The sequence below is a fragment of the Vibrio neonatus genome, assembly GCF_024346975.1.
Lineage (GTDB): Bacteria > Pseudomonadota > Gammaproteobacteria > Enterobacterales > Vibrionaceae > Vibrio > Vibrio neonatus.
In genome coordinates this window covers 541,969-564,344 of the sequence record NZ_AP024885.1, presented here as the reverse complement: position 1 = coordinate 564,344, position 22,376 = coordinate 541,969, and the positions used below count along the sequence as shown (strand labels likewise).

The 22,376-nt window shown below is 43.7% G+C and carries 22 protein-coding genes; 3 read left to right on the top strand and 19 right to left on the bottom strand.

The window, feature by feature from the left end; genetic code table 11:
- Window positions 1–63 precede the first annotated feature (63 nt).
- Window positions 64–627, top strand: coding sequence for a YtjB family periplasmic protein (locus OCU38_RS02685; RefSeq protein ID WP_040891062.1), 564 nt, complete (start codon window positions 64–66; stop codon window positions 625–627).
- A gap of 146 nt (window positions 628–773) precedes the next feature.
- Here OCU38_RS02685 and deoD read toward each other — a convergent pair whose 3' ends face one another.
- From deoD to ubiT, 14 genes are all read right to left on the bottom strand, one after another.
- Window positions 774–1,493 carry a purine-nucleoside phosphorylase gene (gene deoD / locus OCU38_RS02680; RefSeq protein WP_021714686.1) on the bottom strand — a complete coding sequence of 240 codons (720 nt, stop codon included), beginning with the start codon at window positions 1,491–1,493 and terminating at the stop codon, window positions 774–776.
- Window positions 1,494–1,560: 67 nt separating this feature from the next.
- Complete coding sequence (locus OCU38_RS02675; RefSeq protein WP_021714685.1) at window positions 1,561–2,784, bottom strand: phosphopentomutase; 1,224 nt, start codon at window positions 2,782–2,784, stop codon at window positions 1,561–1,563.
- 15 nt (window positions 2,785–2,799) lie between these two features.
- Complete coding sequence (gene deoA / locus OCU38_RS02670) at window positions 2,800–4,134, bottom strand: thymidine phosphorylase (protein WP_261823654.1); 1,335 nt, start codon at window positions 4,132–4,134, stop codon at window positions 2,800–2,802.
- A 68-nt stretch (window positions 4,135–4,202) separates the two neighbouring features.
- Complete coding sequence (gene deoC, locus OCU38_RS02665) at window positions 4,203–4,979, bottom strand: deoxyribose-phosphate aldolase (protein WP_261823653.1); 777 nt, start codon at window positions 4,977–4,979, stop codon at window positions 4,203–4,205.
- Window positions 4,980–5,254: 275 nt separating this feature from the next.
- Complete coding sequence (locus OCU38_RS02660; protein ID WP_039970857.1) at window positions 5,255–5,425, bottom strand: XapX domain-containing protein; 171 nt, start codon at window positions 5,423–5,425, stop codon at window positions 5,255–5,257.
- Between the two features lie 186 nt (window positions 5,426–5,611).
- Window positions 5,612–6,856 (bottom strand): NupC/NupG family nucleoside CNT transporter, encoded by a 1,245-nt coding sequence (locus tag OCU38_RS02655; RefSeq protein ID WP_261823652.1) that lies wholly within the window; start codon window positions 6,854–6,856, stop codon window positions 5,612–5,614.
- 210 nt (window positions 6,857–7,066) lie between these two features.
- Window positions 7,067–7,843 (bottom strand): TatD family hydrolase, encoded by a 777-nt coding sequence (locus tag OCU38_RS02650; protein ID WP_261823651.1) that lies wholly within the window; start codon window positions 7,841–7,843, stop codon window positions 7,067–7,069.
- A gap of 151 nt (window positions 7,844–7,994) precedes the next feature.
- Window positions 7,995–9,584 carry a peptide chain release factor 3 gene (gene prfC, locus OCU38_RS02645; RefSeq protein ID WP_021714895.1) on the bottom strand — a complete coding sequence of 530 codons (1,590 nt, stop codon included), beginning with the start codon at window positions 9,582–9,584 and terminating at the stop codon, window positions 7,995–7,997.
- Between the two features lie 130 nt (window positions 9,585–9,714).
- A complete protein-coding gene (locus tag OCU38_RS02640) occupies window positions 9,715–10,698 on the bottom strand; it encodes a hybrid-cluster NAD(P)-dependent oxidoreductase (RefSeq protein WP_261823650.1) in 984 nt (327 codons plus the stop codon).
- Window positions 10,699–10,770: 72 nt separating this feature from the next.
- Window positions 10,771–12,432 (bottom strand): hydroxylamine reductase, encoded by a 1,662-nt coding sequence (gene hcp, locus OCU38_RS02635; protein WP_261823649.1) that lies wholly within the window; start codon window positions 12,430–12,432, stop codon window positions 10,771–10,773.
- A gap of 329 nt (window positions 12,433–12,761) precedes the next feature.
- A complete protein-coding gene (gene rimI / locus OCU38_RS02630; RefSeq protein ID WP_261823648.1) occupies window positions 12,762–13,205 on the bottom strand; it encodes a ribosomal protein S18-alanine N-acetyltransferase in 444 nt (147 codons plus the stop codon).
- Complete coding sequence (locus OCU38_RS02625; protein ID WP_261823647.1) at window positions 13,198–13,602, bottom strand: DNA polymerase III subunit psi; 405 nt, start codon at window positions 13,600–13,602, stop codon at window positions 13,198–13,200. Before OCU38_RS02625 ends, rimI begins: the two co-directional genes overlap by 8 nt.
- 4 nt (window positions 13,603–13,606) lie before the next feature.
- Window positions 13,607–14,110, bottom strand: coding sequence for a GNAT family N-acetyltransferase (locus OCU38_RS02620; protein ID WP_023404708.1), 504 nt, complete (start codon window positions 14,108–14,110; stop codon window positions 13,607–13,609).
- Complete coding sequence (gene ubiT / locus OCU38_RS02615) at window positions 14,100–14,633, bottom strand: ubiquinone anaerobic biosynthesis accessory factor UbiT (RefSeq protein ID WP_261823646.1); 534 nt, start codon at window positions 14,631–14,633, stop codon at window positions 14,100–14,102. Before ubiT ends, OCU38_RS02620 begins: the two co-directional genes overlap by 11 nt.
- 194 nt (window positions 14,634–14,827) lie before the next feature.
- Here ubiT and ubiU point away from each other — a divergent pair, with 194 nt between their 5' ends.
- The gene (gene ubiU, locus OCU38_RS02610; RefSeq protein ID WP_261823645.1) at window positions 14,828–15,841 is read left to right on the top strand and encodes a ubiquinone anaerobic biosynthesis protein UbiU; all 1,014 of its coding nucleotides are present in this window, start codon (window positions 14,828–14,830) and stop codon (window positions 15,839–15,841) included.
- Between the two features lie 13 nt (window positions 15,842–15,854).
- On the top strand, window positions 15,855–16,727 hold the full coding sequence (locus tag OCU38_RS02605) for a U32 family peptidase (RefSeq protein ID WP_261823644.1): 873 nt from the start codon (window positions 15,855–15,857) through the stop codon (window positions 16,725–16,727).
- A gap of 133 nt (window positions 16,728–16,860) precedes the next feature.
- Here OCU38_RS02605 and nlpI read toward each other — a convergent pair whose 3' ends face one another.
- The 5 genes from nlpI to rbfA all read right to left on the bottom strand — a co-directional run bounded on the left by nlpI (window position 16,861) and on the right by rbfA (window position 22,287).
- Window positions 16,861–17,769, bottom strand: a complete 909-nt coding sequence (nlpI, locus tag OCU38_RS02600) for a lipoprotein NlpI (RefSeq protein WP_261823643.1) — start codon at window positions 17,767–17,769, stop codon at window positions 16,861–16,863.
- 119 nt (window positions 17,770–17,888) lie between these two features.
- On the bottom strand, window positions 17,889–20,012 hold the full coding sequence (gene pnp, locus OCU38_RS02595; protein ID WP_261823642.1) for a polyribonucleotide nucleotidyltransferase: 2,124 nt from the start codon (window positions 20,010–20,012) through the stop codon (window positions 17,889–17,891).
- 513 nt (window positions 20,013–20,525) lie between these two features.
- Window positions 20,526–20,795 (bottom strand): 30S ribosomal protein S15, encoded by a 270-nt coding sequence (rpsO, locus tag OCU38_RS02590; RefSeq protein WP_021714883.1) that lies wholly within the window; start codon window positions 20,793–20,795, stop codon window positions 20,526–20,528.
- Window positions 20,796–20,941: 146 nt separating this feature from the next.
- A complete protein-coding gene (gene truB / locus OCU38_RS02585) occupies window positions 20,942–21,892 on the bottom strand; it encodes a tRNA pseudouridine(55) synthase TruB (RefSeq protein ID WP_261823641.1) in 951 nt (316 codons plus the stop codon).
- Window positions 21,892–22,287, bottom strand: coding sequence for a 30S ribosome-binding factor RbfA (gene rbfA / locus OCU38_RS02580; protein ID WP_039970871.1), 396 nt, complete (start codon window positions 22,285–22,287; stop codon window positions 21,892–21,894). Before rbfA ends, truB begins: the two co-directional genes overlap by 1 nt.
- Between the last annotated feature and the right edge of the window lie 89 nt (window positions 22,288–22,376).

The window sequence follows — 22,376 nt, the reverse complement described above, 5'->3', positions numbered from 1 at the left end:
CTATTGCAATTTGATTGCGCAAGTATCACTATGCAATGGCATACATTAATTACGTTTGGTGAAATGAAAGAATCTTTATTTTCTCTACGTCTGTTTATTAAAGTGATCTTTATCGGGTTACTAGTACTGATGCTTCTGACCATAGTGCGCAATAGCGTCAACATAAGCCAAGGCAATCAACAGATTCAAACTAAGCAACTGCAAACTCTAACCAAGCTTCTAATATCGCAAGCTGCGTTGAGTGCCAGTGACTTTCTTGTGACAGAAGATCAAGAAAAGCTACGTCATCTTGCAAACCAATTAGCCCGCGACACCTTAGTTGCAGATGCGACTGTCTATGATAATAGTGGGATAAAAATAGCCTCTAGTACCAACGCTAAGACAGTACGTGAATCCCTTGGTATGGATACACCACTGGCCTCAGCAGGAATAGGTAAACAACAACTTATTGAACCTATTTTCTCCCAAGATGCCATTATTGGTTATGTCAGAATCACCTTTGAAAAAGGGCGTGTCGTTGCCTTTTCTGATCATCATTATCGCAATAGCGATCGCACTATGTACCTGATGATATTGATGAGTTTTCTCTCTGGTGTATTGCTTACATTGGTTCTGAGAAGAAAATAATACCAATCACACTAAGTAAGTGATCAGTTATTTAGTACGATTGGTATAACTCCCATAAAAAAAGCTTGGTTCTTACATTAAGAGCCAAGCTTCTTTATTAAATAGAGATCCGAACGTAACAAACTATTCTGTAAGGAAATATGTTCTTATTCTGCATCACCCAACAAAACAGATTCTAATGCAATTTCCATCATTTCATTAAATGTGGTCGCACGCTCATCAGATGTTGTTTGGTCACCCGTTTTAATGTGATCCGATACAGTACAAATCGCTAATGCTTTTACGCCGTATTCCGCTGCCACACCATAAATGCCCGCTGCTTCCATTTCTACGCCCAAAATGCCGTATTTATCCATCACGTCAAACATCTCTGGATCTGGAGTATAGAAAAGCTCAGCAGAGAATAGGTTGCCCACTTTAGCTGCAATACCCAGTTTCTCAGCCGCACGCTCTGCATTGCGTACCATGCCGTAATCAGCAATCGCTGCAAAATCATGATCTTTAAAACGGATGCGGTTCACTTTTGAATCTGTACACGCGCCCATACCAATCACAACGTCACGCAGTTTCACGTCGCTGCGAACCGCGCCACAACTGCCGACACGAATTACTTTTTTAACGCCAAAATCTTTGATTAGCTCTGTGACATAAATAGAGCAAGATGGAATACCCATGCCGTGTCCCATTACTGAGATTTTACGGCCTTTATAAGTTCCAGTGAAACCATACATGTTACGGACATCACACACTTGAACTACGTTTTCTAGAAAGGTATCCGCAATGTACTTAGCTCGGATTGGGTCACCTGGCATCAATACCACGTCAGCAAAATCACCCATTTCTGCATTAATATGAGGAGTAGCCATTTTATCTTTCCTTTTCTGTTTTAATGAGGGTCTAAGCCCTATTAGCGCATTAATCTATTGACTTCTTTTATTTCAAGAAGCTAGTTCCATAATCCATCTCTGAAGTACCAAAATAGTGAGCTAAGCTCTGACCTATATCGGCAAATGTTGAGCGGCGACCTAATGAACCCGCTTCTATTTTATCCCCATACACCAATACTGGAATATGTTCACGGGTATGATCTGTACCTTGCCATGTTGGATCGCAGCCGTGATCGGCGGTTAAGATCAGGACATCATTAGGCTCTAATATCGCCAAAACCTCAGGTAGACGTTGATCAAAATATTCTAGTGCCCCCGCATAACCTGCCACGTCACGGCGATGACCGAATGAAGAGTCAAAATCCACAAAGTTAGTGAACACAATACTGTTGTCTGGTGCTTGTTTAACTTGCTCAAGAGTTAAATTGAACAGATCTTCAAGACCGGTAGCTTTCTCTTTTTTGGTAATACCGCAGTTGGCATAGATATCCGCAATTTTACCAATAGAGATCACTTCGCCTTGCTTTTCATCAACCAGCTTTTGCAGCACAGTTGCCGCTGGCGGCTCAACCGATAGATCGCGACGATTACCGGTACGCTTAAATTCACCGGCTTTATCACCAATAAATGGACGCGCAATCACTCGACCAATGTTGTAGTCCTCAAGTTCTTCTCGAACAATCTGACAAAGTTGTAACAGGTTATCTAAGCCGTAGGTTTCTTCATGACAGGCGATCTGGAAAACCGAATCAGCAGAGGTATAGAAAATAGGCTTTCCTGTCTGCATGTGCTCTTCACCGAGATCATCAAGCACTTGAGTCCCTGACGCATGGCAATTACCTAAGTAACCTTTAAGACCTGCTCGTTCCACGATTCGATCAAGCAATGGTTGCGGGAAGCTATTTTCTAGATCAGTGAAATATCCCCAATCAAATAACACAGGAACACCAGCGATTTCCCAGTGACCTGAAGGAGTATCTTTGCCTGATGAAATTTCCGCAGCATGCCCGTAAGCGCCAATAATGTCGGCATTGCTATCTAAACCAATAGGAAATGTTCCCGTTGATTCTTGAGCGGCTAACCCTAAACCTAAGCGAGACAAGTTCGGTAACGTTAAAGGACCACTGCGAGTGTCATTATCCGCTAACCCTTTTGCACATTGCTCAGCAATGTGACCCAAAGTATCAGAACCCACATCACCAAATTTATCGGCGTCTTGTGTTGCGCCAATACCAAATGAATCTAAAACTAAAATTATGGCTCGTTTCATTGTTGTATCCTTAGCCTATAAATCTTCGGCTCTTATCTGGGCATACACCACAGGTGTTGCTTGATACTGAGATGGGTCACCAATATGGATAGCGGCTTGCAAAGCATTTGCAGCCTCTTGCCACTGCTGCTCGTTACGCGCATGAATGAAAGCCAGCGGCTTTTCAGCATCCACGGCGTCACCAAGTTGTGCAAACTTATCAAAGCCAACGGCGTAGTCGATGCTATCTGTCGCCACCCGACGACCACCGCCCATGCCCACAACCGCCATACCAATTGCTCTAGTATCCATGTGAGTAATAACGCCGGCTTGTTTAGCAAACACAGGTTTGATGATCTCAGCCTCGGGTAAATATTGAGTATAGTTGCTCACAAAGTCTGATGGCCCGCCAAGACCCGCCACCATTTTATTAAAGCACTCAGCCGCTTTGCCGTTATCAAGCACTGTCATTAGCTTTTCGTAAGCTTGCTCAGTGGAATCTGCCAACTTACCAAGCACTAACATTTCACAGCAAGAAGCCATAGTCACTTCAAGCAAACGAGGGTTTCGATATTCGCCCGTTAAAAAGCGCACCGCTTCTCGCACTTCAAGCGCATTACCTGCCGACGAAGCTAACACTTGGTTCATATCCGTCAGTATTGCAGTGGTTTTTGTGCCAGCGCCATTCGCAACTGCCACGATAGAACGAGCTAACTCTTCTGATGCTTCGTATGTTGGCATAAATGCACCAGAACCCACTTTTACGTCCATGACTAACGAATCTAGGCCGGCGGCCAGTTTCTTAGAGAGGATTGATGCGGTAATCAAAGAGATATTGTCTACTGTTGCGGTAATATCTCGCGTGGCATACACGCGTTTATCGGCAGGTGCTAAGTCTCCAGTTTGACCAATAATGGCCACACCGGCATCTTTAGTCACTCGACCAAAAACTTCATTGTCTGGAGTAATGTTGTAACCAGGAATAGATTCAAGTTTGTCTAATGTTCCGCCGGTATGACCTAAGCCACGGCCTGAAATCATAGGAACATACCCGCCACATGCCGCCACCATTGGCCCTAGCATTAAAGAGGTAACATCGCCGACTCCGCCTGTAGAATGTTTATCTACAATCGGACCATCAAAATTCATATAGCTCCAATCAATCACCATCCCAGAATCACGCATTGCACAAGTGAGCGCGATACGTTCTGGCATGGTCATTTCATTGAAAAAGATAGTCATTGCAAATGCGGCTATCTGCCCTTCAGAGACAGTATCGTTCGCCACACCTTGAATAAAAAAGTTGATTTCATCCGTCGTGAGGGTTTCACCATCACGTTTTTTACGAATGATTTCTTGAGGTAAATACATAAGCCCTACCCTAAAATTTAATATTTAAAAATAAAGGCTTACCGTTAAGTAAGCCTTCTTTCAGACTATTAATATGCAGCAGGGTCTGCTTTTTCGTCAGTCACTTCTAACGTATTGAGTAGGTTTGTCAGTAGGCTTGATGCGCCAAAACGGTAGTGACGGTTATCCACCCAAGAATCACCTAAGATCTCATCGGCCATCGCAAGGTACAACGCCGCATCTTCCGCAGTACGTACGCCACCAGCAGGTTTAAAGCCAACGCTCTGTGCAACGCCCATATCGCGAATCACTTCTAGCATCATACTCGCGTACTCTGGTGTTGCGTTTTCTGGCACTTTACCCGTAGAGGTTTTGATAAAGTCCGCACCCGCTTTGATGCAGATTTCAGAGGCTTGTTTGATCAGTGCTTCTTCTTTTAGCTCGCCAGTTTCGATAATCACTTTAAGTAAGGTATCACCACATGCCGCTTTACACTGTTTCACCAACTCAAAACCCACTTCAGCATTACCTGCCATTAGTGCTCGATAAGGGAATACAACATCCACTTCGTCGGTGCCATAAGCAACCGCAGCTTTAGTTTCTGCAACAGCGATATCAATATCGTCATTACCGTGAGGGAAGTTAGTTACAGTCGCAACTCTAACGTCTGGTGTGCCTTGCTCACGCAATGTTTTCTTAGCAATAGGAACAAAACGAGGGTAAATACAAACAGCAGCCGTATTACCCACAGCTGACTTAGCCGCATGACAAAGATCAATAACCTTTTGATCAGTGTCGTCATCGTTAAGAGTGGTAAGATCCATTAATTTAAGTGCACGCAAAGCTGCAGCTTTCAAATCGCTCATTTTTTTCTCCGAAAAGTTTGAATAGTTTTGGAGGCAATTTACAAAGCACTTTCGTTATAGATAGGGCTTTTGTTATTGCGCATCCAGACTCAATGAACGGACTTGGTTCCATGAAGACTTGGTGAAATAACCAATTGCTTTCCTTGTCACCGCGCGGTTATAAATCCTAAACCGCAGACCGTTGTTTTTTGCAACGGAAGTACATCTTTATATTCATATCGATAAGTATTGAACTCTAGGTATTACCCAGTACCTCATACTTACCCACACAGATATTATTGAAAAAATCTCTCTACTAACCAGTGATAGCAATGCCCACCTAAGTACACACCAACAATCCCCATCACTCCAGACAACACCGGAGGCGCTGGAATTGGCAGTTTTATTGCTGAAAACAATACTCCGACGATAAAACCGGCAAATACGGCTAACAAAACCTCACTCATAATCATTGTCCATCCTATTAACTTCGTTGAATAGTATAGTCGGAAGTTAGATCTCCGTGGCATTAACAATGAACGCAAACGGTTTGCATCTCAAAAAAAAGTGATATTCAGCAAACCCGAGAGTAGAAAGAAAAAAACGCTCTAGTGAATATCACTAGAGCGTTTAATTACTTTGTTTCTAATTGCTTAGAAAGAAAGGAAGAAGCCAGCGATTGTCGCCGCCATTAGGTTTGAAAGCGTACCAGCAATAACCGCTTTAATACCCATGCGAGCAATATCACCACGACGTTTAGGAGCAATACCACCTAAACCGCCTAATAGGATTGCGATAGAAGAAAGGTTAGCAAATCCACACAATGCGAATGAGATAATTGCTTTCGTCTTCTCACTTAGAATAACCGGAGCAGCATCGCCTAGGTAAGGTGCGAAGTTAGCGTAAGCGACAAATTCGTTCGCTACCGTCTTCATACCAATGAACTCACCAGCAACTTGTGCTTCGTTCCATGGTACACCGATTAGGAATGCTAGTGGTGCAAACAACCAACCTAAGATCATTTCTAGAGTTAGGTGTTCAAAACCAAACCAGCCACCAACGCCAGCTAGAAGACCGTTGATAAGTGCAATAAGACCGATGAAAGCGATAAGCATCGCACCAACGTTTAGTGCTAGGCTTAGACCCGCAGATGCACCGGTTGCTGCTGCATCAATAACGTTAGCAGGCTTATCTTCACCTTCGCCATGTATATCAGGAAGTTGTTCAATAGGCTCATCTGTTTCAGGTTTCATGATCTTAGCGAACAATAGACCACCAGGAGCTGCCATGAATGATGCCGCAACTAGGTACTCAATAGGCACGCCCATTGATGCGTAACCCGCTAGTACACCACCAGCGATAGAAGCCAAACCACCACACATGATTGCGAATAGTTCAGATTGAGTCATGCGCGGCACAAAAGGACGAACTACTAAAGGTGCTTCCGTTTGACCAACAAAGATGTTAGCCGCTGCAGACATTGATTCTGCGCGAGAAGTACCTAGTGCCTTTTGTAGACCACCACCAAGAATGCGAATAACCCACTGCATAACACCCAAGTAGTAAAGTACAGAGATTAACGCAGAGAAGAAGATCAATGTTGGTAGCACTTGGAAAGCAAAGATAAATCCAATGCCATCTACTGAAAAGTTAACTAGGCTACCGAATAAAAAGCCACTGCCGTCGGCACCGTAGCTAATTACACTCGAAACACCATCTGAAATACTTTTCAGAAGATCTTTACCCCAAGGTACGTAAAGTACAAATGCACCCAATATAAACTGAATAGCAAAAGCACCCGCCACTGTACGGATGTTAATTGCTTTACGGTTATCTGATAATAGTACTGCGATAAGAATCAGTACCAGCATACCTACTATGCTCATAAACAGGCTCATAGTTTATGGCTTCCTTATTTTAAAATGTTTAAAAAAAAGTGTAAAAATGTTGTAGAAAATGTTCATAACGAAATGGATTATACAGTCCATCCCTTTGTAAAACTAGTTAATGATCACGTTTGAAGTAATTTTCAATGCAAACATTCATTTTATTAGTGATAACCGTCACATTTATACGTAAAAACCTTCATTTATCATAGATAAATGAAATTATCTACTAAACAAGTTAACACTATTTTTCCATATCCTATCAGCCAGTATAGAAGCACTTTCTTCTCTTAGTAAAACTAACTGATTAAATATTTTAGGTAAAAAATGAGGGGAATTAGGTAGTTGAGAAAAGCCTGTGATTCTCATATCAGGAGCATCAGTTTCTAGCACAATACAATCTAAAGGTAACTTTGCTATTGCTTCACGCGTTTTTTGTGCTGTTGGCCAAGTAATCACCCCTCCAACACCAATTTTTAACCCTAGATCGAGCAATGATTTTGCTTGTTGATAGTTACCACTAAATGCATGCACTACCCCAAGATTGTCGCGAGTCCTCATTTGTAACGATGCATGAATATTATGATGTTGCTGAACAGAATGGATAACTAAGGGAAGTTGTAATTGCTCAGCTAACTCTATCTGAAAATGAAAGGCCGATAATTGGGTGGCAATTGGGACATCGATACGCTTATCTAATCCGCACTCACCGATAGCAGAAAGAGAATTTTGATTTTGCAAAGCTAACGCATGCAACTCATCCAAACTCCGCTGTAAAATATTCTCATCAATAAGAGGCTGTAAAAAACAAGGGTGTATACCAAGCCCTACTTGATGATTACGCTGTTTTTTAAGTTGCAGCACATCCTGCCAATTATCAGGCCCAACACTAGGTACAAAAAAACGTGCAATCTCATGCTCAGCAAACAGTGCGTTGTATGCCTGACGATGAGAAGTAAATTCTGCAAAATCTAAATGACAGTGCGTATCAAACCACATTAATTGTATTCCTCACTACTTATCGTTAGAAAATAAGAAATACTATATCTAACGATAGCTCTACTCTATGCCATAGAATAGACAACAAAAAAGCCAGTTGCATGCAACTGGCTTCTCTTAATTACGCGTATTCATTGTGCTGTAAAGTGAATTAGTGCTCGCGAGTGGCGCGGAATTCAACTTCAGGGAAACGCTCTTTGGCTAGGTTTAGGTTAACCATAGTTGGCGCAACATAAGAAAGGTTGTCACCACCATCCAAGGCTAGGTTGGTTTGGTTCTTACGTTTAAACTCTTCTAGCTTCTTAGCGTCGTCACACTCAACCCAGCGAGCGGTTGCAACGTTAACGCCTTCATAGATAGCTTCTACGTTGTATTCCGCTTTAAGACGCGCTACTACCACATCAAACTGCAGTACACCTACCGCGCCAACGATCAAATCGTTGTTTTGTAATGGACGGAATACCTGCACCGCACCCTCTTCAGAAAGCTGTACTAGACCTTTGAGTAATTGTTTTTGTTTCAATGGATCTTTTAGGCGAATACGACGGAACAATTCTGGCGCAAAGTTAGGAATACCGGCAAATTTCAGCCCTTCACCTTGGGTGAAGGTGTCACCAATTTGGATGGTGCCATGGTTGTGTAGACCGATAATGTCACCCGCATACGCTTTTTCAGCGCGAGCACGATCGCCAGCCATAAAGGTAACTGCGTCAGAAATGCTGACGTTTTTACCAGTACGCACATGGTTCATTTTCATGCCTTGCGTGTACGTGCCTGACACGATGCGCATAAATGCGATACGGTCACGGTGTTTAGGGTCCATATTGGCTTGGATTTTAAACACAAAACCCGAGAACTTCTCTTCTGTGGCTACAACTTTACGCTCGTTGGCTTCACGATCTTGCGGGCCTGGTGCCCACTTAGTCAAACCATCAAGCATATGGTCAACACCAAAGTTACCCAATGCGGTACCAAAGTAGACTGGCGTCAGCTCGCCCGCTAGGAACAACTCTTGATCAAACTCTGGACAAGCACCAATCACAAGCTCAAGCTCTTCACGAACGCTTTCCGCTAGGTCTTCACCTACCGCAGCATCTAGCTCTGGGTTATCCAGACCTTTGATGATGCGCACTTCTTGGATTTCATGACCGTGGCCTGATTCGTACAAGATAGTTTCATCACGATGAATGTGGTAAACACCTTTAAACTCTTTACCACAACCGATAGGCCAAGTGATTGGTGCACATGCCATGCTCAATTCACTTTCCACCTCATCAAGCACTTCCATTGGATCGCGAACATCACGGTCTAATTTGTTCATAAAGGTTACGATAGGCGTATCGCGTAGACGGGTTACTTCCATCAATTTACGAGTACGATCTTCGACACCTTTCGCGGCATCGATCACCATCAAACAAGAGTCAACAGCAGTTAACGTACGGTAGGTATCTTCCGAGAAATCTTCGTGTCCCGGAGTATCGAGTAGGTTTACCAAACACTCATTGTATGGGAACTGCATTACGGAGGTAGTCACCGAGATACCACGTTCTTTTTCCATCTCCATCCAGTCAGATTTTGCATGCTGGTTCGAGCCACGACCTTTTACCGTACCTGCTTTTTGGATCGCGTTGCCGAAAAGCAATACTTTTTCGGTAATGGTTGTCTTACCCGCATCCGGGTGAGAGATAATCGCAAACGTACGGCGCTTGCTCACTTCTTGCTGAAATGGACTATTGGTCATATTCGAATTCTTTAGGTTGGTGCACTGGCGAAAATTGGCGCTATTTTCGCTGATTCTGCGCCATTTCACAATCTATCTATAAAATAAAGGCCCAACCTTAGGTTGAGCCTTCGTTAAATCAGTCTAAAAACTAGCCGATTTCGACAAACATATCATCTTTAACTTGGCTGGCACAGGCAAGGAAGTAACCTTGCTCTATGTCTTCTTCGCTAAGCGGGCCAGTTGTCGCGCTCACCAACTTATCTTTATCGCCTTTACAGCGACAGCTGCCACACACACCTGCGCGACAAGCGGCAAAAATAGGTAACCCTTCTTTTTCTAGCGCATCGAGCACTGATTCATCACCGGCAATAGACACTTCAGAGCCATTCACTGTCAAAGTGTGCGATTGTACATCCGAAGCATTCGTCGCTAAATCAATTGCTGCTTGAAACTGCTCGTTATGAACCTGAGTAGGTGCAATACCTAGCGCTGCAAACCATGCTTTTGCTGATTCCATATATGCTTCAGGACCGCACATAAGTACGGTTCTAGAAGCCACATCAGGCACGACAGACTGCAAAAGCGCTTGGCTTAAACGTCCATGATAAAGAGTTTGGTCATGCTCACGGCTTACCGCCCAAACCAGTTTTAAATTACTGTGCTTTTCCGCCAGTGCTTCAAGCTCTTGCACGTAAATGCGATCACTTGGAGTGCTTGCACTGTGAATGAACACGATATCAGCGTCTGCATCGGCAGCTAAACGAGCTTGCAGCATAGAGTAAACTGGAGTCACACCAGAACCGGCACTTAACATCAGCAAAGGTTGCTGATCGACAAGGTTAAGGTGGAAGTCACCCGCCGCATTGCTACAACGCAGTGAATCGCCTACCGCAAAGCTGTCTGCAAGGTAGTTAGATACCAGTCCACCCGCCACACGCTTAATGGTCAAACTGCACTTTTTTTCACCCGGCAAAGACGCTAGTGAGTAGCATCGCTGGTGTGTGGTACCTTCAATATCCACTTCCAAAGGCAGAAATTGTCCGGGGATAAAATCAAACGCATTGTCAGTTTCAAACCAGTAGGTGGTTACATCAGAAGTGTCGTGTCGAATATCAGTGCAGGTCAGTTGCATCTTTAAAACTCATTATTTGCAGTCAAAGAAGAGGAGCCTATGGCTCCTCTGTGTGATTGGTTTATTTAGGAATTAACCTAGGATGTCAGCAAGATCTTGTTCAACAGTTGTGATCAAACGTAGACCTGTTTGCTCGTGTAGGTGGTTCAGAAGGTTCTCAGTTAAGAACGCTGGAGCCGTAGGACCTACGCGGATATCTTTAATGCCTAGAGCAAGTAGAGTAAGCAGTACAGCAATCGCTTTTTGCTCAAACCAAGATAGGATCAGAGATAGAGGTAGTTCGTTTACACCACACTCAAATGTATCAGCCAGTGCAAGAGCTAGCTGAATTGCAGAGTATGCATCGTTACATTGACCCACATCTAATAGACGAGGAATGCCGTTCACATCGCCGAAATCTAAATCGTTAAACTTAAATTTACCACACGCTAGAGTCAGGATTAGTGTGTCTTGAGGTGCTGCTTTAGTGAATTCAGTAAAGTAGTTGCGCTCTTTTTTGTCACCATCACAACCGCCAACAAGGAAGAAGTGACGAATGTTGCCTGCTTTCACTTGCTCGATTACTGCAGGTGCCGCTTCCATTAGAGCGTTACGTGCGAAACCAGTGGTTGTGTAAAGAGGGATCTCATCAAACTTGAAGCCTTCACACTCAAGTGCTTTCTCGATAACTGAAGAGAAGTCATGACCAGTGTGATGCTCAACGCCAGGCCAGCCTACGATGTTACGAGTGAACATGCGATCCGCATAACCATTTGTTTCTGGGTTAATCAGACAGTTAGATGTCATTACGATTGCGCCAGGGAAGTTAGCAAATTCTTTTTGTTGATTCTGCCATGCGCTACCGTAGTTACCTACTAAGTGAGGGTGTTTACCACCAAGCTCTGGGTAGGCGTGTGCAGGAAGCATTTCACCGTGAGTATAAACATTGATGCCTTTACCCGCAGTTTGCTCAAGGATGTATTTAAGGTCGATTAGGTCGTGACCAGAAACTAGAATCGCTTTACCTGCGATTGGCTTCATGTTGACTTTAGTCGGTACCGGGTGACCAAATGCTTCTGTCTCACCTTGATCTAGCATTTGCATAACGCTGTAGTTCAAGTGACCACATGCCATTGCAAGTTCAAGTAGTTCGTTCATTTCAGTTGGGTTCTCACCCAGACGAGCCATGATGCGGTGGAATTCAGCCGAAACGTCTTCTTTTTGTTGACCAAGAATACGTGCGTGTTCCATGTACGCAGCTACACCTTTAAGGCCGTATAGTGCAAGTAGACGTAGACCAAGAATGTCTTCACCCACTTCAGTTACGTCGTGGTTTAGCGCTGCGTCAGCGGCTTTGTTTAGTAGCGTTACTTTTTCTGCTTCAATGGTAAATTGAGCCGCACCTTCAAGAACTTTAGGTTCTACGTTTTGCGTTAGACACGCTGCTTCATAAGCTGCTTTTAGGCGTGCTTTGTAAGAAAGCGCTTGTTCTGTGTATTCGATTAAACGTGCATCATCAAAGTTCACGTTTGTGAGTGTTGCAAAGAATGCTTGAGGTACGTAAGCATCGGCTTCTACATCAACCACACCTAAGCTACGAGCTGCATTTGCGTATGCGCTGACACCTTGAAGAATATAAATCAACACGTCTTGCAAGTCAGAAATCTCTGATGTTTTACCACACATGCCCATTGCATACTGACAACCACTAGCAACAGGAGTTTGCATTGTTTGCTCGCACTGAATACAGAACATTTAACCTTCCTTAAGTAATATTTAAAATATATGTTTACAGGCGCAAAATGTTAGTCGTAAGCGCCACTCAAAAGAAGCATTTAAATTGCAACTTAAAGATCACTTGATCTAGATCAAATAAATTCAGCAGTAGATGATAAGTGTTTGCATTTACTTACAAAAAATAGAAATGAGCAAGAAAAAAGTGGCGGATTTTTCAGCAATGAGAGAAGTGCTAAAGTGGCTATTTGTTGATGAATTTTAGAAAAGAAAATGGTGATTCAATATAAGAAAAAACAGGTGAATAAATTCACCTGTTTCATGTCATTTTGAGAAATATAAAAGCTCAATTACAAGCAGAGGTAGCTCATAATAATGGCATCTTCTCGACCACTCGCTGTTGGGTAGTAATTGGTGCGTCTATCAACTTCGTTAAAGCCTGCGTTTAAATACAGAGTTTGTGCTTTTTTGTTAGAATCTCGCACTTCTAGCCAGATGCTCTCTACATCTTGGCTTTCGCATAATTCAATGAAAGACTCTATCAACTGCGTACCAATCCCCTGCCCTTGTTTTTCTGGGGCAACCGCAATATTAAGTAGTGTCACTTCACCGACAATATTCTGCGCATAGAAGTAGCCAACCAACTGCTCATCGTTTTCAAAAGCAAAATGCATTGCGCCACGACTGGCAAGATCATCGATCATTGAGCGCTTCCACGGATGAGTGTGCGCTGTGGATTCTATCTGCCATACACTGTCTAAGTGTGTTGAAGCTAACGGGATAAGATTAGGCATTATTTTGTATTTGATTCCATAGTTGGCGACGGTTTTGGTTGTGACCATCAATCTCTGACAAGGCAGGAGAATGGATCTCCTTTACACCTTCAACAGCGATAGGGGCACAGGCACTAAACCACACCCACTGTAATTGGTGCTGGCTAAGTTGGGACACTTGATTGGGATAAAGGTGGCGACAATCACTCAGTTGCAACTGCATTGCCTTTAACACCTTTTGTAAGAATTCGGCGTCTTGAGCTGCTGGAATCAATGGTGAGACAAACAGCAGTTTCACCGAATCAGGCAAAGAGATGGCAGGTTGCTGATAACCTTCAAGGCGCTCAGCATGTTGTAATTGCCACTGCTCAATATCCATTTCGGCCAGTAGTTTTGCTCTTGAGTTCAAATTCGGCATAGTCTTAGAACTGATCAAACTCTTGGCAGTATTCGATAAGGCCAGATAAGCCTGCAAAGCTTTCTCCAGTTAAATCGAGCACTTGGAAAACATCTTCAGGTAAATCCCACTGACAGCGAAAACGCTTTCCTTCCGAATGGGCAAAACCAAAACGAGAGTAATAAGCGGGATCGCCTAACACGACACAAGCGCTATAGCCAAACTCTAGTAGCGAGTCTAAGCCTTCTTTAATCATGCGCTCCGCAATGCCTTGATTGCGATAATCTTCATGCACAGCAACCGGAGCCAGCCCTTGCCAGCCGTAATCATTACCAGACAAAGTAACAGGCGAAAATTGCGCACAACCAATCACGCGGCCTTCATCATCGCTAGCCACAATACTTAAAGTAATATTGCCGTTCTCACGCAATGTGTTGACTAAATTTGCTTCAGCATCAGTAGGAAACGCATGCTTTAACAGTGCAAGAATTCCTAAATTATCTGCTGGTGCTTCTGTTCTAATAAGCATTTTCAGTCTCTCTTGCCGAAGTGGTCGCGTTGGCAGTAGTCTGCACCCCTTTTGCTACAAAAGTGGCTAATTGCTCTAAGGCCGTTTTCACCGCTTTCGGTAGTGCATCAAGATCAACACTGTCCATTAAGTTCTTAACTTCTAACCCTAGTTCAGTATCGCCTTCAATGCTCAAGCGACGTTGGAAAAATAGCGTGTCAGGGTCTTCTTTTCTGCCCGCAATGAGAACAAGATCATTTAATGAACCACTAAAGCTCACCTGATGCTCTTTTGCCTCAGTGCTCACCATTAAGTCACCTTCTTCACAGCTAATAAACCAACTTAAGTCCATATCACTAACAGAAACTTTCAGCCATTTACCTTCAAGAAACTCAAAATCGCCATCTTCTAATGCTTCTTTAAATACCAGTTTCAAACCTTCTAGTAAGGTGAAACTCTGCAGTTTAGCGGGCATTAACTTGGCAGGAATACGAAAGATATTCGCGGCATTCACTACTAATTGTTGTCTTACTTTCTCAAGCACAGTTATGTCTCTCATCCGTATAATGTCGCTCATGATACTGAATAAATGACAGAAATGAACTGAGTTTAGTCAAACTCCAAGATATGCCGTTCAAAAAACAACCAACTGGCTATTAAAACTGCCCCATATCAATTCTCATTCCGCCATCAATCGTTACACTGCTCTACTATTTGCTCAGTGAATTACTCAGAATTATGGAACTACTCTGCCCTGCCGGTAACTTACCGGCACTGAAAACTGCTATTGATTGCGGTGCTGATGCGGTTTATGTCGGCTTCAAAGACGACACTAATGCACGCCACTTTGCCGGACTCAATTTCAACGGAAAAAAGTTTGAAAAAGCTGTTCAATATGTGCATAACGCCAACAAAAAAATTCATGTTGCCTTAAATACCTTTGCTCAACCCTCTGGTTTTGAGCGTTGGACTAATGCTGTCGATATGGCTGCGCAAAATGGCATTGATGCCCTAATTGTTGCAGATATCGCCGTATTGGAATATGCCGCCACTCACTATCCAGAATTGGAGCTACATCTCTCTGTACAGGCGTCTGCCACCAATGTAGCTGCAGTGGACTACTATCACAGCAACTTCAATGTGAAACGCGTGGTATTGCCGCGTGTATTGTCGATTCATCAAGTGAAACAGCTTTCTCGTAACCTCACCTCAGATGTAGAACTAGAGGTGTTTGCCTTTGGCAGTCTTTGCATCATGTCCGAAGGTCGCTGTTATCTCTCTTCCTATTTAACTGGGGAATCTCCTAATACAGTGGGCGCTTGCTCCCCTGCCAAATATGTACGCTGGCAAGAAACGGACTCTGGTCTTGAATCACGCCTCAATGAGATCTTAATTGATCGTTATGCCGCAGGCGAAAACGCAGGTTACCCAACCTTATGTAAAGGCCGTTTTAATGCCGAGGTTGACGGCGAGAATAAGCTGTATCACGCCTTAGAAGAACCCACTAGCCTGAACACTTTATCGCTATTGCCAGAGCTGTTTGCCGCAAACGTCGCATCGGTAAAAATTGAAGGTCGTCAACGTAGCCCAGCTTATGTAGAGCAAGTTACTCGCACTTGGCGCGCGGCAATTGATGCTTACCAAAGAAACCCAGAAAACTATCAAGTACAGCCTGAGTGGGACAGAGCATTAGCCAATGTCTCAGAGGGAACACAAACCACCCTTGGTGCCTACCATCGTAAATGGCAGTAGTCGGAGAATTAATATGAAATATTCATTAGGGCCACTACTCTATTTTTGGCCAAAACAAGACGTTGAAAGCTTTTATGAGCAAGCAAAGCAATCTAGCGCGGATATCATTTATTTGGGTGAGTCGGTGTGTTCCAAACGCCGCGAACTCAAACCGCAGCATTGGTTTGATATTGCTAAAGATCTTTCTAACTCGGGTAAGCAAGTGGTGCTGTCAACCATGGCATTGCTAGAAGCGCCAAGCGAAGTCAATATCATGAAAAAGTACATCGACAATGGCGACTTTGCCATTGAAGCCAACGATGTATCAGGCATTCAGTTAGCGCACGAAAAAGGCGTACCTTTCGTCGTTGGCCCAGCGGTCAACACTTACAATGCACGCACCCTTAATCTATTCCTAAAACAAGGCATGATTCGTTGGTGTATGCCGGTAGAGTTATCTCGTGATTGGCTAAACAACACCTTGTTGCAATGCGATGAGCTAGGTATTCGCAATAAGTTTGAAGTGGAAGTCTTCAGTCACGGCTATCTGCCACTAGCGTATTCCGCACGTTGCTTTACCGCTCGCGCCGAAAACAAAGCGAAAGACGACTGCCAGACTTGCTGCATAAAATACCCAACCGGTCTTAAAGTAGATAGCCAAGAGGGTCAAACCGTATTTAATTTAAACGGCATCCAGACTCAGTCAGGCTATTGCTACAATTTAGGCAATGACATTCCATCAATGCACGGTTTGGTCGATGTGGTGCGTTTGAGCCCACTAGGCTTAGACACTTTCGACAATATCGACGCCTTCAAAGCCAATGAGCAAGGCTCTAAACCTCTGCACATTCAAGACCGTCAATGTAACGGCTACTGGCATCAAATTGCCGGGCTTGAACTGCGCTAATATTCAGCTTCAATAGAGAATAAAATGCTTAAATAAAAAATACCGCCCTCATTAATTTGAATTGAGGGCGGTATTTTCATATTGAGCTTGTTTTTTTGAAGCTTAGTTTTTTAGCTTAGTCTTCAAACTAAAACTATTCTTTCTCGCTTTCTTCTTTTAACTGCTCTTGCCTTTCAGCGCGTACCTCTGAAAAGATGCGACCTAGCTCCAAGAAAGCGTATCTATGTTCAACATATTCATACACGTTAAAGCTCAAAGACAATTTATACAAACTGACAGCTTCGTTATATTCGCCGGCTAATTGATAACGCTTCGCCATATAGAAATAAGTTTCTGTTAGACGTTGCGCCAACATGACGTTGTCTTTGGCACCAGAGGCTATGTCTAAAATCACTTCATCATTGGAGATTTTATTTAGCATCATTGCCACTAAAGCCCAGCCCCATTGCTGATCTCTTTTAGCGTAACGTTGTTCAAGTTTGGCTAGCGCATCCTGTTGGTCAGACTTCATTTCGATGATGTACAACCACATAGCGCTGAAAGGATCGCTAGGATCATCCTCATAGTGCTTGGTCATATCATCCAGCGCTAAATCAATTCTATCCCCATAGTAGAGTGCAATCGCTCTGTTACGCTCTGCATATTGGTTTCCAGGATCTAACTCCAGTGTAGAATCAAATGCTTCGTAAGCGGCGTCATACTGCCCTATCTGGGTAAAGTACACACCAAGCAGATTAAATATCTCAGCTTGCGCGGGGTTAATGGATAAGCTCTGATTAAAGTCATAACGAGCCAGTTCACGTAAGCCTAAGCTGTCGTAGTACACACCGCGTTGTAAGTGCAGTTCAGCTCTTTGCTCTTCGGTAATATCACTGCGCAGCAGTAACTGTGAAGCGCGAGCAATTTGCACTTCTTGTTGAATTGATGGCTGTAAGGGGACGGCCATTGGTGGCGGTGCCCATTCTTTATCTTTACCGCCCATGCTTGAACAGCCAGACATAATCAGCACTAGCCCTGCTATTAGCACACTAAACCATTTCACTAAATACTACCTCCCTGTGAGCCATCGAATTCGATGGGGATTCCTTTAGCATAGAAAAAGAGGAGCTAAAAAGCTCCTCTTTATTTATGCATTTATCGATTTTTTCTTAAAAATCAATATTATTCAGCTGCTGGTGCTGCGTCATCTGCTGCAGGAGCTTCAACCGCTTCCTTCATGCTTAGACGTACACGACCTTGACGGTCGATTTCTAGAACCTTAACTTTAACTTCTTGGCCTTCAGTTAGGTAGTCAGATACTTTCTCAACACGCTTGTCAGCGATTTGAGAGATGTGTACTAGACCATCTTTACCAGGAAGGATAGTTACGAATGCACCGAAGTCAGCTAGACGAGCAACTTTACCCATGTAGATAGTACCTACTTCAACTTCAGCAGTCAGTGCTTTGATGCGGTCGATTGCATCTTGCGCTTGCTCACCAGAAGTTGCAGCAATTTTCACTGTACCGTCATCTTCGATTTCGATAGTTGTGCCAGTTTCTTCACAAAGTGAACGAATTACTGCGCCGCCTTTACCGATAACGTCACGGATCTTCTCAGGGTTGATCTTCATTTGGTGGATACGTGGAGCGAATTGAGAAATCTCTTCACGAGCACCAGAGATAGCGTTATCCATTACAGATAGGATGTGCTTACGTGCACCTTGCGCTTGGTTAAGAGCAATTTGCATGATCTCTTTAGTGATACCTTCGATTTTGATATCCATCTGCAATGCAGTGATACCGTCGTTAGTACCGGCTACTTTAAAATCCATGTCACCAAGGTGATCTTCGTCGCCTAGGATGTCAGAAAGAACAACAAAGTCGTCGCCTTCTTTAACTAGACCCATTGCGATACCCGCAACAGACGCTTTGATTGGCACACCTGCATCCATAAGAGCAAGAGAAGTACCACATACAGAAGCCATAGAAGAAGAACCGTTAGATTCTGTGATTTCTGATACTACGCGAACTGTGTATGGGAATTCTTCAACAGAAGGCATTACCGCTGCAATACCACGCTTAGCCAGTTTACCGTGGCCGATTTCACGACGCTTAGGAGAACCAACAAAACCAGTTTCACCTACACAGTATGGAGGGAAGTTGTAGTGCAGTAGGAAGTTGTCTTTACGCTCGCCTGTTAGCTCATCGATGATTTGTGCATCACGTTGAGTACCAAGAGTTGCAGTAACGATAGCCTGAGTTTCACCACGAGTGAACAGTGCAGAACCGTGTGTACGTGGAAGAACGCCAGTGCGTACGTCTAGCGCACGAACCATGTCTTTTTCACGGCCATCGATACGTGGGTTGCCAGCAATGATGCGGCCACGTACAACTGTTTTTTCTAGGTCGTGGAAAATAGTGTGAATCTCTTTTGGATTCAGTTCAGCGTCTTCAGCAAGTAGCGCCGCGTTTACTTCATCAGCGATAACATGGATGCGGTCATAGCGCGCCATTTTCTCAGTGATTTGGTAAGCTTCAGTCAATTTAGCTTCAGCTAGCTCAGCAATTTTTGCTTTAAGCTCAGTGTTTTCAGTAGGTGCTTCCCAGTCCCAAGACGGAGTAGCCACTTCAGCTGCAAATTCGTTGATTGCTTGGATAGCAACTTGTTGTTGGTCGTGACCGTAAACAACAGCTGCTAGCATTTCTTCTTCTGTTAGGTTGTCTGCTTGAGATTCAACCATAAGAACAGCGCCTTCAGTACCAGATACAACAAGATCTAGCTTAGAAGATTCAAGTTCAGTCATTGAAGGGTTAAGCACTAGCTCACCATCAATATGACCAACACGTGCCGCACCGATAGGACCGTTAAAAGGAACACCAGAGATAGACAGTGCCGCAGAAGTTGCAAGCATAGTCACCATGTCTGGTTGAACGTCAGGGTTTACAGACATTACTGTCGCGATAACCTGAACTTCGTTTTTAAACGCGTCTGGGAATAGAGGACGGATTGGACGGTCGATTAGACGAGCCGTTAGTGTTTCGCCTTCTGAAGGACGACCTTCACGCTTGAAGAAACCACCAGGAATTTTACCTGCAGCGTAAGTACGCTCTTGGTAGTTTACTGTTAGAGGGAAGAAATCTTGGCCTTCTACTGCTTCTTTCTTAGCGACAACTGATACAAATACAGAAGTATCGTTCATTGTTGCCATTACTGCTGCAGTAGCTTGACGTGCGATTACGCCTGTTTCTAAAGTAACGGTGTGGTTACCGTACTGGAAAGTCTTAACAACTGGTTTTTCGAACATTCTTGTTTCCTTGTTCCATGACGTTACGCCATAGAATTATCTAGTGAAAATCCAAAACATTACCAATCGCGACTAGTAAAAATAGACTGAGCTTTCACCTTAATCTACTTGTAATAGTCGCGACCTAGTGGCCGACATCTGTGACTGTAATGATTTTGGATCGATAGTTATACCAATCGTACTAAATAACTGGTCATTCTAGCTTGTTAAAATGCTCGATAACGGCGTTAGAATTTTTGATTGAATAACCTTATCAAAAAATTCTGCCTTGTTCTCGAGCATTTTTCCTGCGCTAGCTCTGATCACTTACTTAGTGTGATTGGTATTATTTGTGAAAAAACAAATAACGAGGCGTAGTATAAACTACTTGGGTTAGATTTTGTAATCTAGAGAAGAAAAAGCTATGCAATCCCATAGATTGGGATAGGTTTTTGACTTTTTTTAGCCATTTTAAATACAAAAAAAGGAGCCATAGGCTCCTTTTCATTCAAACTGCTTAGCGCAGTCGCTTAATTAGCGACGTAGGCCTAGACGTTTGATTAGGTCTTGGTAGCGAGCTAGGTTTTTACCTTTAAGGTAATCTAGAAGCTTACGACGACGAGAAACCATACGTAGAAGACCACGACGGCTGTGGTGATCGTGTTTGTGGTTAGCAAAGTGACCTTGAAGGTGGTTGATAGAAGCTGTAAGTAGAGCTACTTGAACTTCTGGTGAACCTGTATCGCCTTCAGCTTGTGCGTATTCTGCAACGATTGCTGCTTTAGTTTCTGCATTCAGAGACATAATTCTCTCCTGATAAGAGTAAGTTTAAAAGTTGTAGCGCCAATCTCTGATTCAGCCGCTACGCGAAGCGCGAATTATACGGATAAGATTTGAGTAAAGCAAGAGCCAAGTTAATGAAAGCTTAACGCTTACTTTATCGTCCGCTATTAGCTCTGCTCTTCGTCTCTAAAAACCACTAAACGCTTAGGTGCAATACGCCCATCATCATCGATGTCGGCAATACCGATAAAGGTTCTTTCTTCACCTGAAGTCATGCGCACAATACCTTCAGTTGGTGCGCCAAACACTTGTACTGGCTGACCATGCTGAACCATATCAGTCAACTCAGGAAGCAAGTTTACTTCCGGTAAGTCTTCTACCGCAGTATCCATTGGGAGTAGCAACTCGTCGAGTAATTCTTTCGGTGCGATCTCTTCGGCATTGGCTTTATCGAGCAACTCTTGCAGCTGTTCTAATGTCACCATTTTTTCGTACGGGTATTTTGCGACGCCAGTACGACGAAGGTAACTCACATGCGCTCCACAACCGAGCATCTCGCCAAGATCATCAACGATTGTACGAATATAAGTACCTTTAGAGCAGTGTACTTCTAATTCAACTTCGTCACCTTCAAAACGGATAAGCTCAATCTCAAACACAGTAATGCGACGAGATTCACGCGGCACTTCCACACCTGCGCGAGCGTATTCGTACAACGGTTTGCCTTGATATTTTAAGGCAGAGAACATAGATGGCACTTGATCGGTTGTGCCACGGAAAGAGGCGATAGCGTCAAGGATTTGCTCTTTGGTCACCGCAACAGGGCGAGTCTCAACTACTTCACCGTCTGAATCAGAGGTGTTGGTACGCTGACCCAGTTTAGCAATGGTGCGATAGCGCTTATCAGAATCTAATAAAAACTGCGAAAACTTGGTCGCTTCACCTAAACAAATAGGCAGCATACCGGTTGCTAGAGGATCAAGCGCACCAGTATGACCTGCTTTTTCAGCAAAGAAGATACGCTTTACTCGTTGCAACGCGCTATTAGAAGAGATGCCCGTAGGCTTATCCAGCAGAACGACGCCGTTGACTGGACGACCTTTACGACGTCTTGCCATTACTCTTCGTCCTCGCGACCTGACTGTGCTTTTTTCTGCTCATCTTTAGACACAACTTCACTCACAAGGTTAGACATACGCATACCTTCAACAAGTGTGTTGTCATACACAAAGCGAACTTCTGGAGTTAGGCGAAGGCGAATGCGCTTACCTAGCATCATGCGGATCTCAACTTCGTGCTCTTTAAGCGCTTCTAGGCTAGATTCAGGAGTTTGATCGCCCACACAGAAGAAGGTTACAAACACTTTTGCAACGGCTAAATCACGCGACACTTCCACATCAGAAATGGTCACCATTCCGATACGAGAATCACGAACTTCACGCTGTAGTAGAACAGCCAGTTCTTTTTGTAGTTGTTGCGACACACGTTGTGTGCGGCTAAATTCTTTTGACATTTCTTTTCTCACTTTAGAAAAAATAATGAGGGGCATAAGCCCCTCATGGTGTATTCAACAACCATCACCTTCAAAGCTAGATTCGAAGG

What these genes read in the sequence shown, in the direction of transcription:
- deoC (WP_261823653.1), bottom strand. Translation starts at nt 4,979, where the DNA reads ATGAGCGATTTGAAAGCTGCAGCTTTGCGTGCACTTAAATTAATGGAT.
- rbfA (WP_039970871.1), bottom strand. Translation starts at nt 22,287, where the DNA reads ATGTCAAAAGAATTTAGCCGCACACAACGTGTGTCGCAACAACTACAA.
- rpsO (WP_021714883.1), bottom strand. Translation starts at nt 20,795, where the DNA reads ATGTCTCTGAATGCAGAAACTAAAGCAGCAATCGTTGCAGAATACGCA.
- hcp (WP_261823649.1), bottom strand. Translation starts at nt 12,432, where the DNA reads ATGTTCTGTATTCAGTGCGAGCAAACAATGCAAACTCCTGTTGCTAGT.
- OCU38_RS02660 (WP_039970857.1), bottom strand. Translation starts at nt 5,425, where the DNA reads ATGAGTGAGGTTTTGTTAGCCGTATTTGCCGGTTTTATCGTCGGAGTA.
- ubiU (WP_261823645.1), top strand. Translation starts at nt 14,828, where the DNA reads ATGGAACTACTCTGCCCTGCCGGTAACTTACCGGCACTGAAAACTGCT.
- OCU38_RS02625 (WP_261823647.1), bottom strand. Translation starts at nt 13,602, where the DNA reads ATGCCGAATTTGAACTCAAGAGCAAAACTACTGGCCGAAATGGATATT.
- OCU38_RS02650 (WP_261823651.1), bottom strand. Translation starts at nt 7,843, where the DNA reads ATGTGGTTTGATACGCACTGTCATTTAGATTTTGCAGAATTTACTTCT.
- prfC (WP_021714895.1), bottom strand. Translation starts at nt 9,584, where the DNA reads ATGACCAATAGTCCATTTCAGCAAGAAGTGAGCAAGCGCCGTACGTTT.
- deoA (WP_261823654.1), bottom strand. Translation starts at nt 4,134, where the DNA reads ATGTATTTACCTCAAGAAATCATTCGTAAAAAACGTGATGGTGAAACC.
- OCU38_RS02620 (WP_023404708.1), bottom strand. Translation starts at nt 14,110, where the DNA reads ATGCTTATTAGAACAGAAGCACCAGCAGATAATTTAGGAATTCTTGCA.
- deoD (WP_021714686.1), bottom strand. Translation starts at nt 1,493, where the DNA reads ATGGCTACTCCTCATATTAATGCAGAAATGGGTGATTTTGCTGACGTG.
- OCU38_RS02685 (WP_040891062.1), top strand. Translation starts at nt 64, where the DNA reads ATGAAAGAATCTTTATTTTCTCTACGTCTGTTTATTAAAGTGATCTTT.
- OCU38_RS02675 (WP_021714685.1), bottom strand. Translation starts at nt 2,784, where the DNA reads ATGAAACGAGCCATAATTTTAGTTTTAGATTCATTTGGTATTGGCGCA.
- pnp (WP_261823642.1), bottom strand. Translation starts at nt 20,012, where the DNA reads ATGTTCGAAAAACCAGTTGTTAAGACTTTCCAGTACGGTAACCACACC.
- truB (WP_261823641.1), bottom strand. Translation starts at nt 21,892, where the DNA reads ATGGCAAGACGTCGTAAAGGTCGTCCAGTCAACGGCGTCGTTCTGCTG.
- rimI (WP_261823648.1), bottom strand. Translation starts at nt 13,205, where the DNA reads ATGCCTAATCTTATCCCGTTAGCTTCAACACACTTAGACAGTGTATGG.
- OCU38_RS02605 (WP_261823644.1), top strand. Translation starts at nt 15,855, where the DNA reads ATGAAATATTCATTAGGGCCACTACTCTATTTTTGGCCAAAACAAGAC.
- OCU38_RS02655 (WP_261823652.1), bottom strand. Translation starts at nt 6,856, where the DNA reads ATGAGCCTGTTTATGAGCATAGTAGGTATGCTGGTACTGATTCTTATC.
- OCU38_RS02640 (WP_261823650.1), bottom strand. Translation starts at nt 10,698, where the DNA reads ATGCAACTGACCTGCACTGATATTCGACACGACACTTCTGATGTAACC.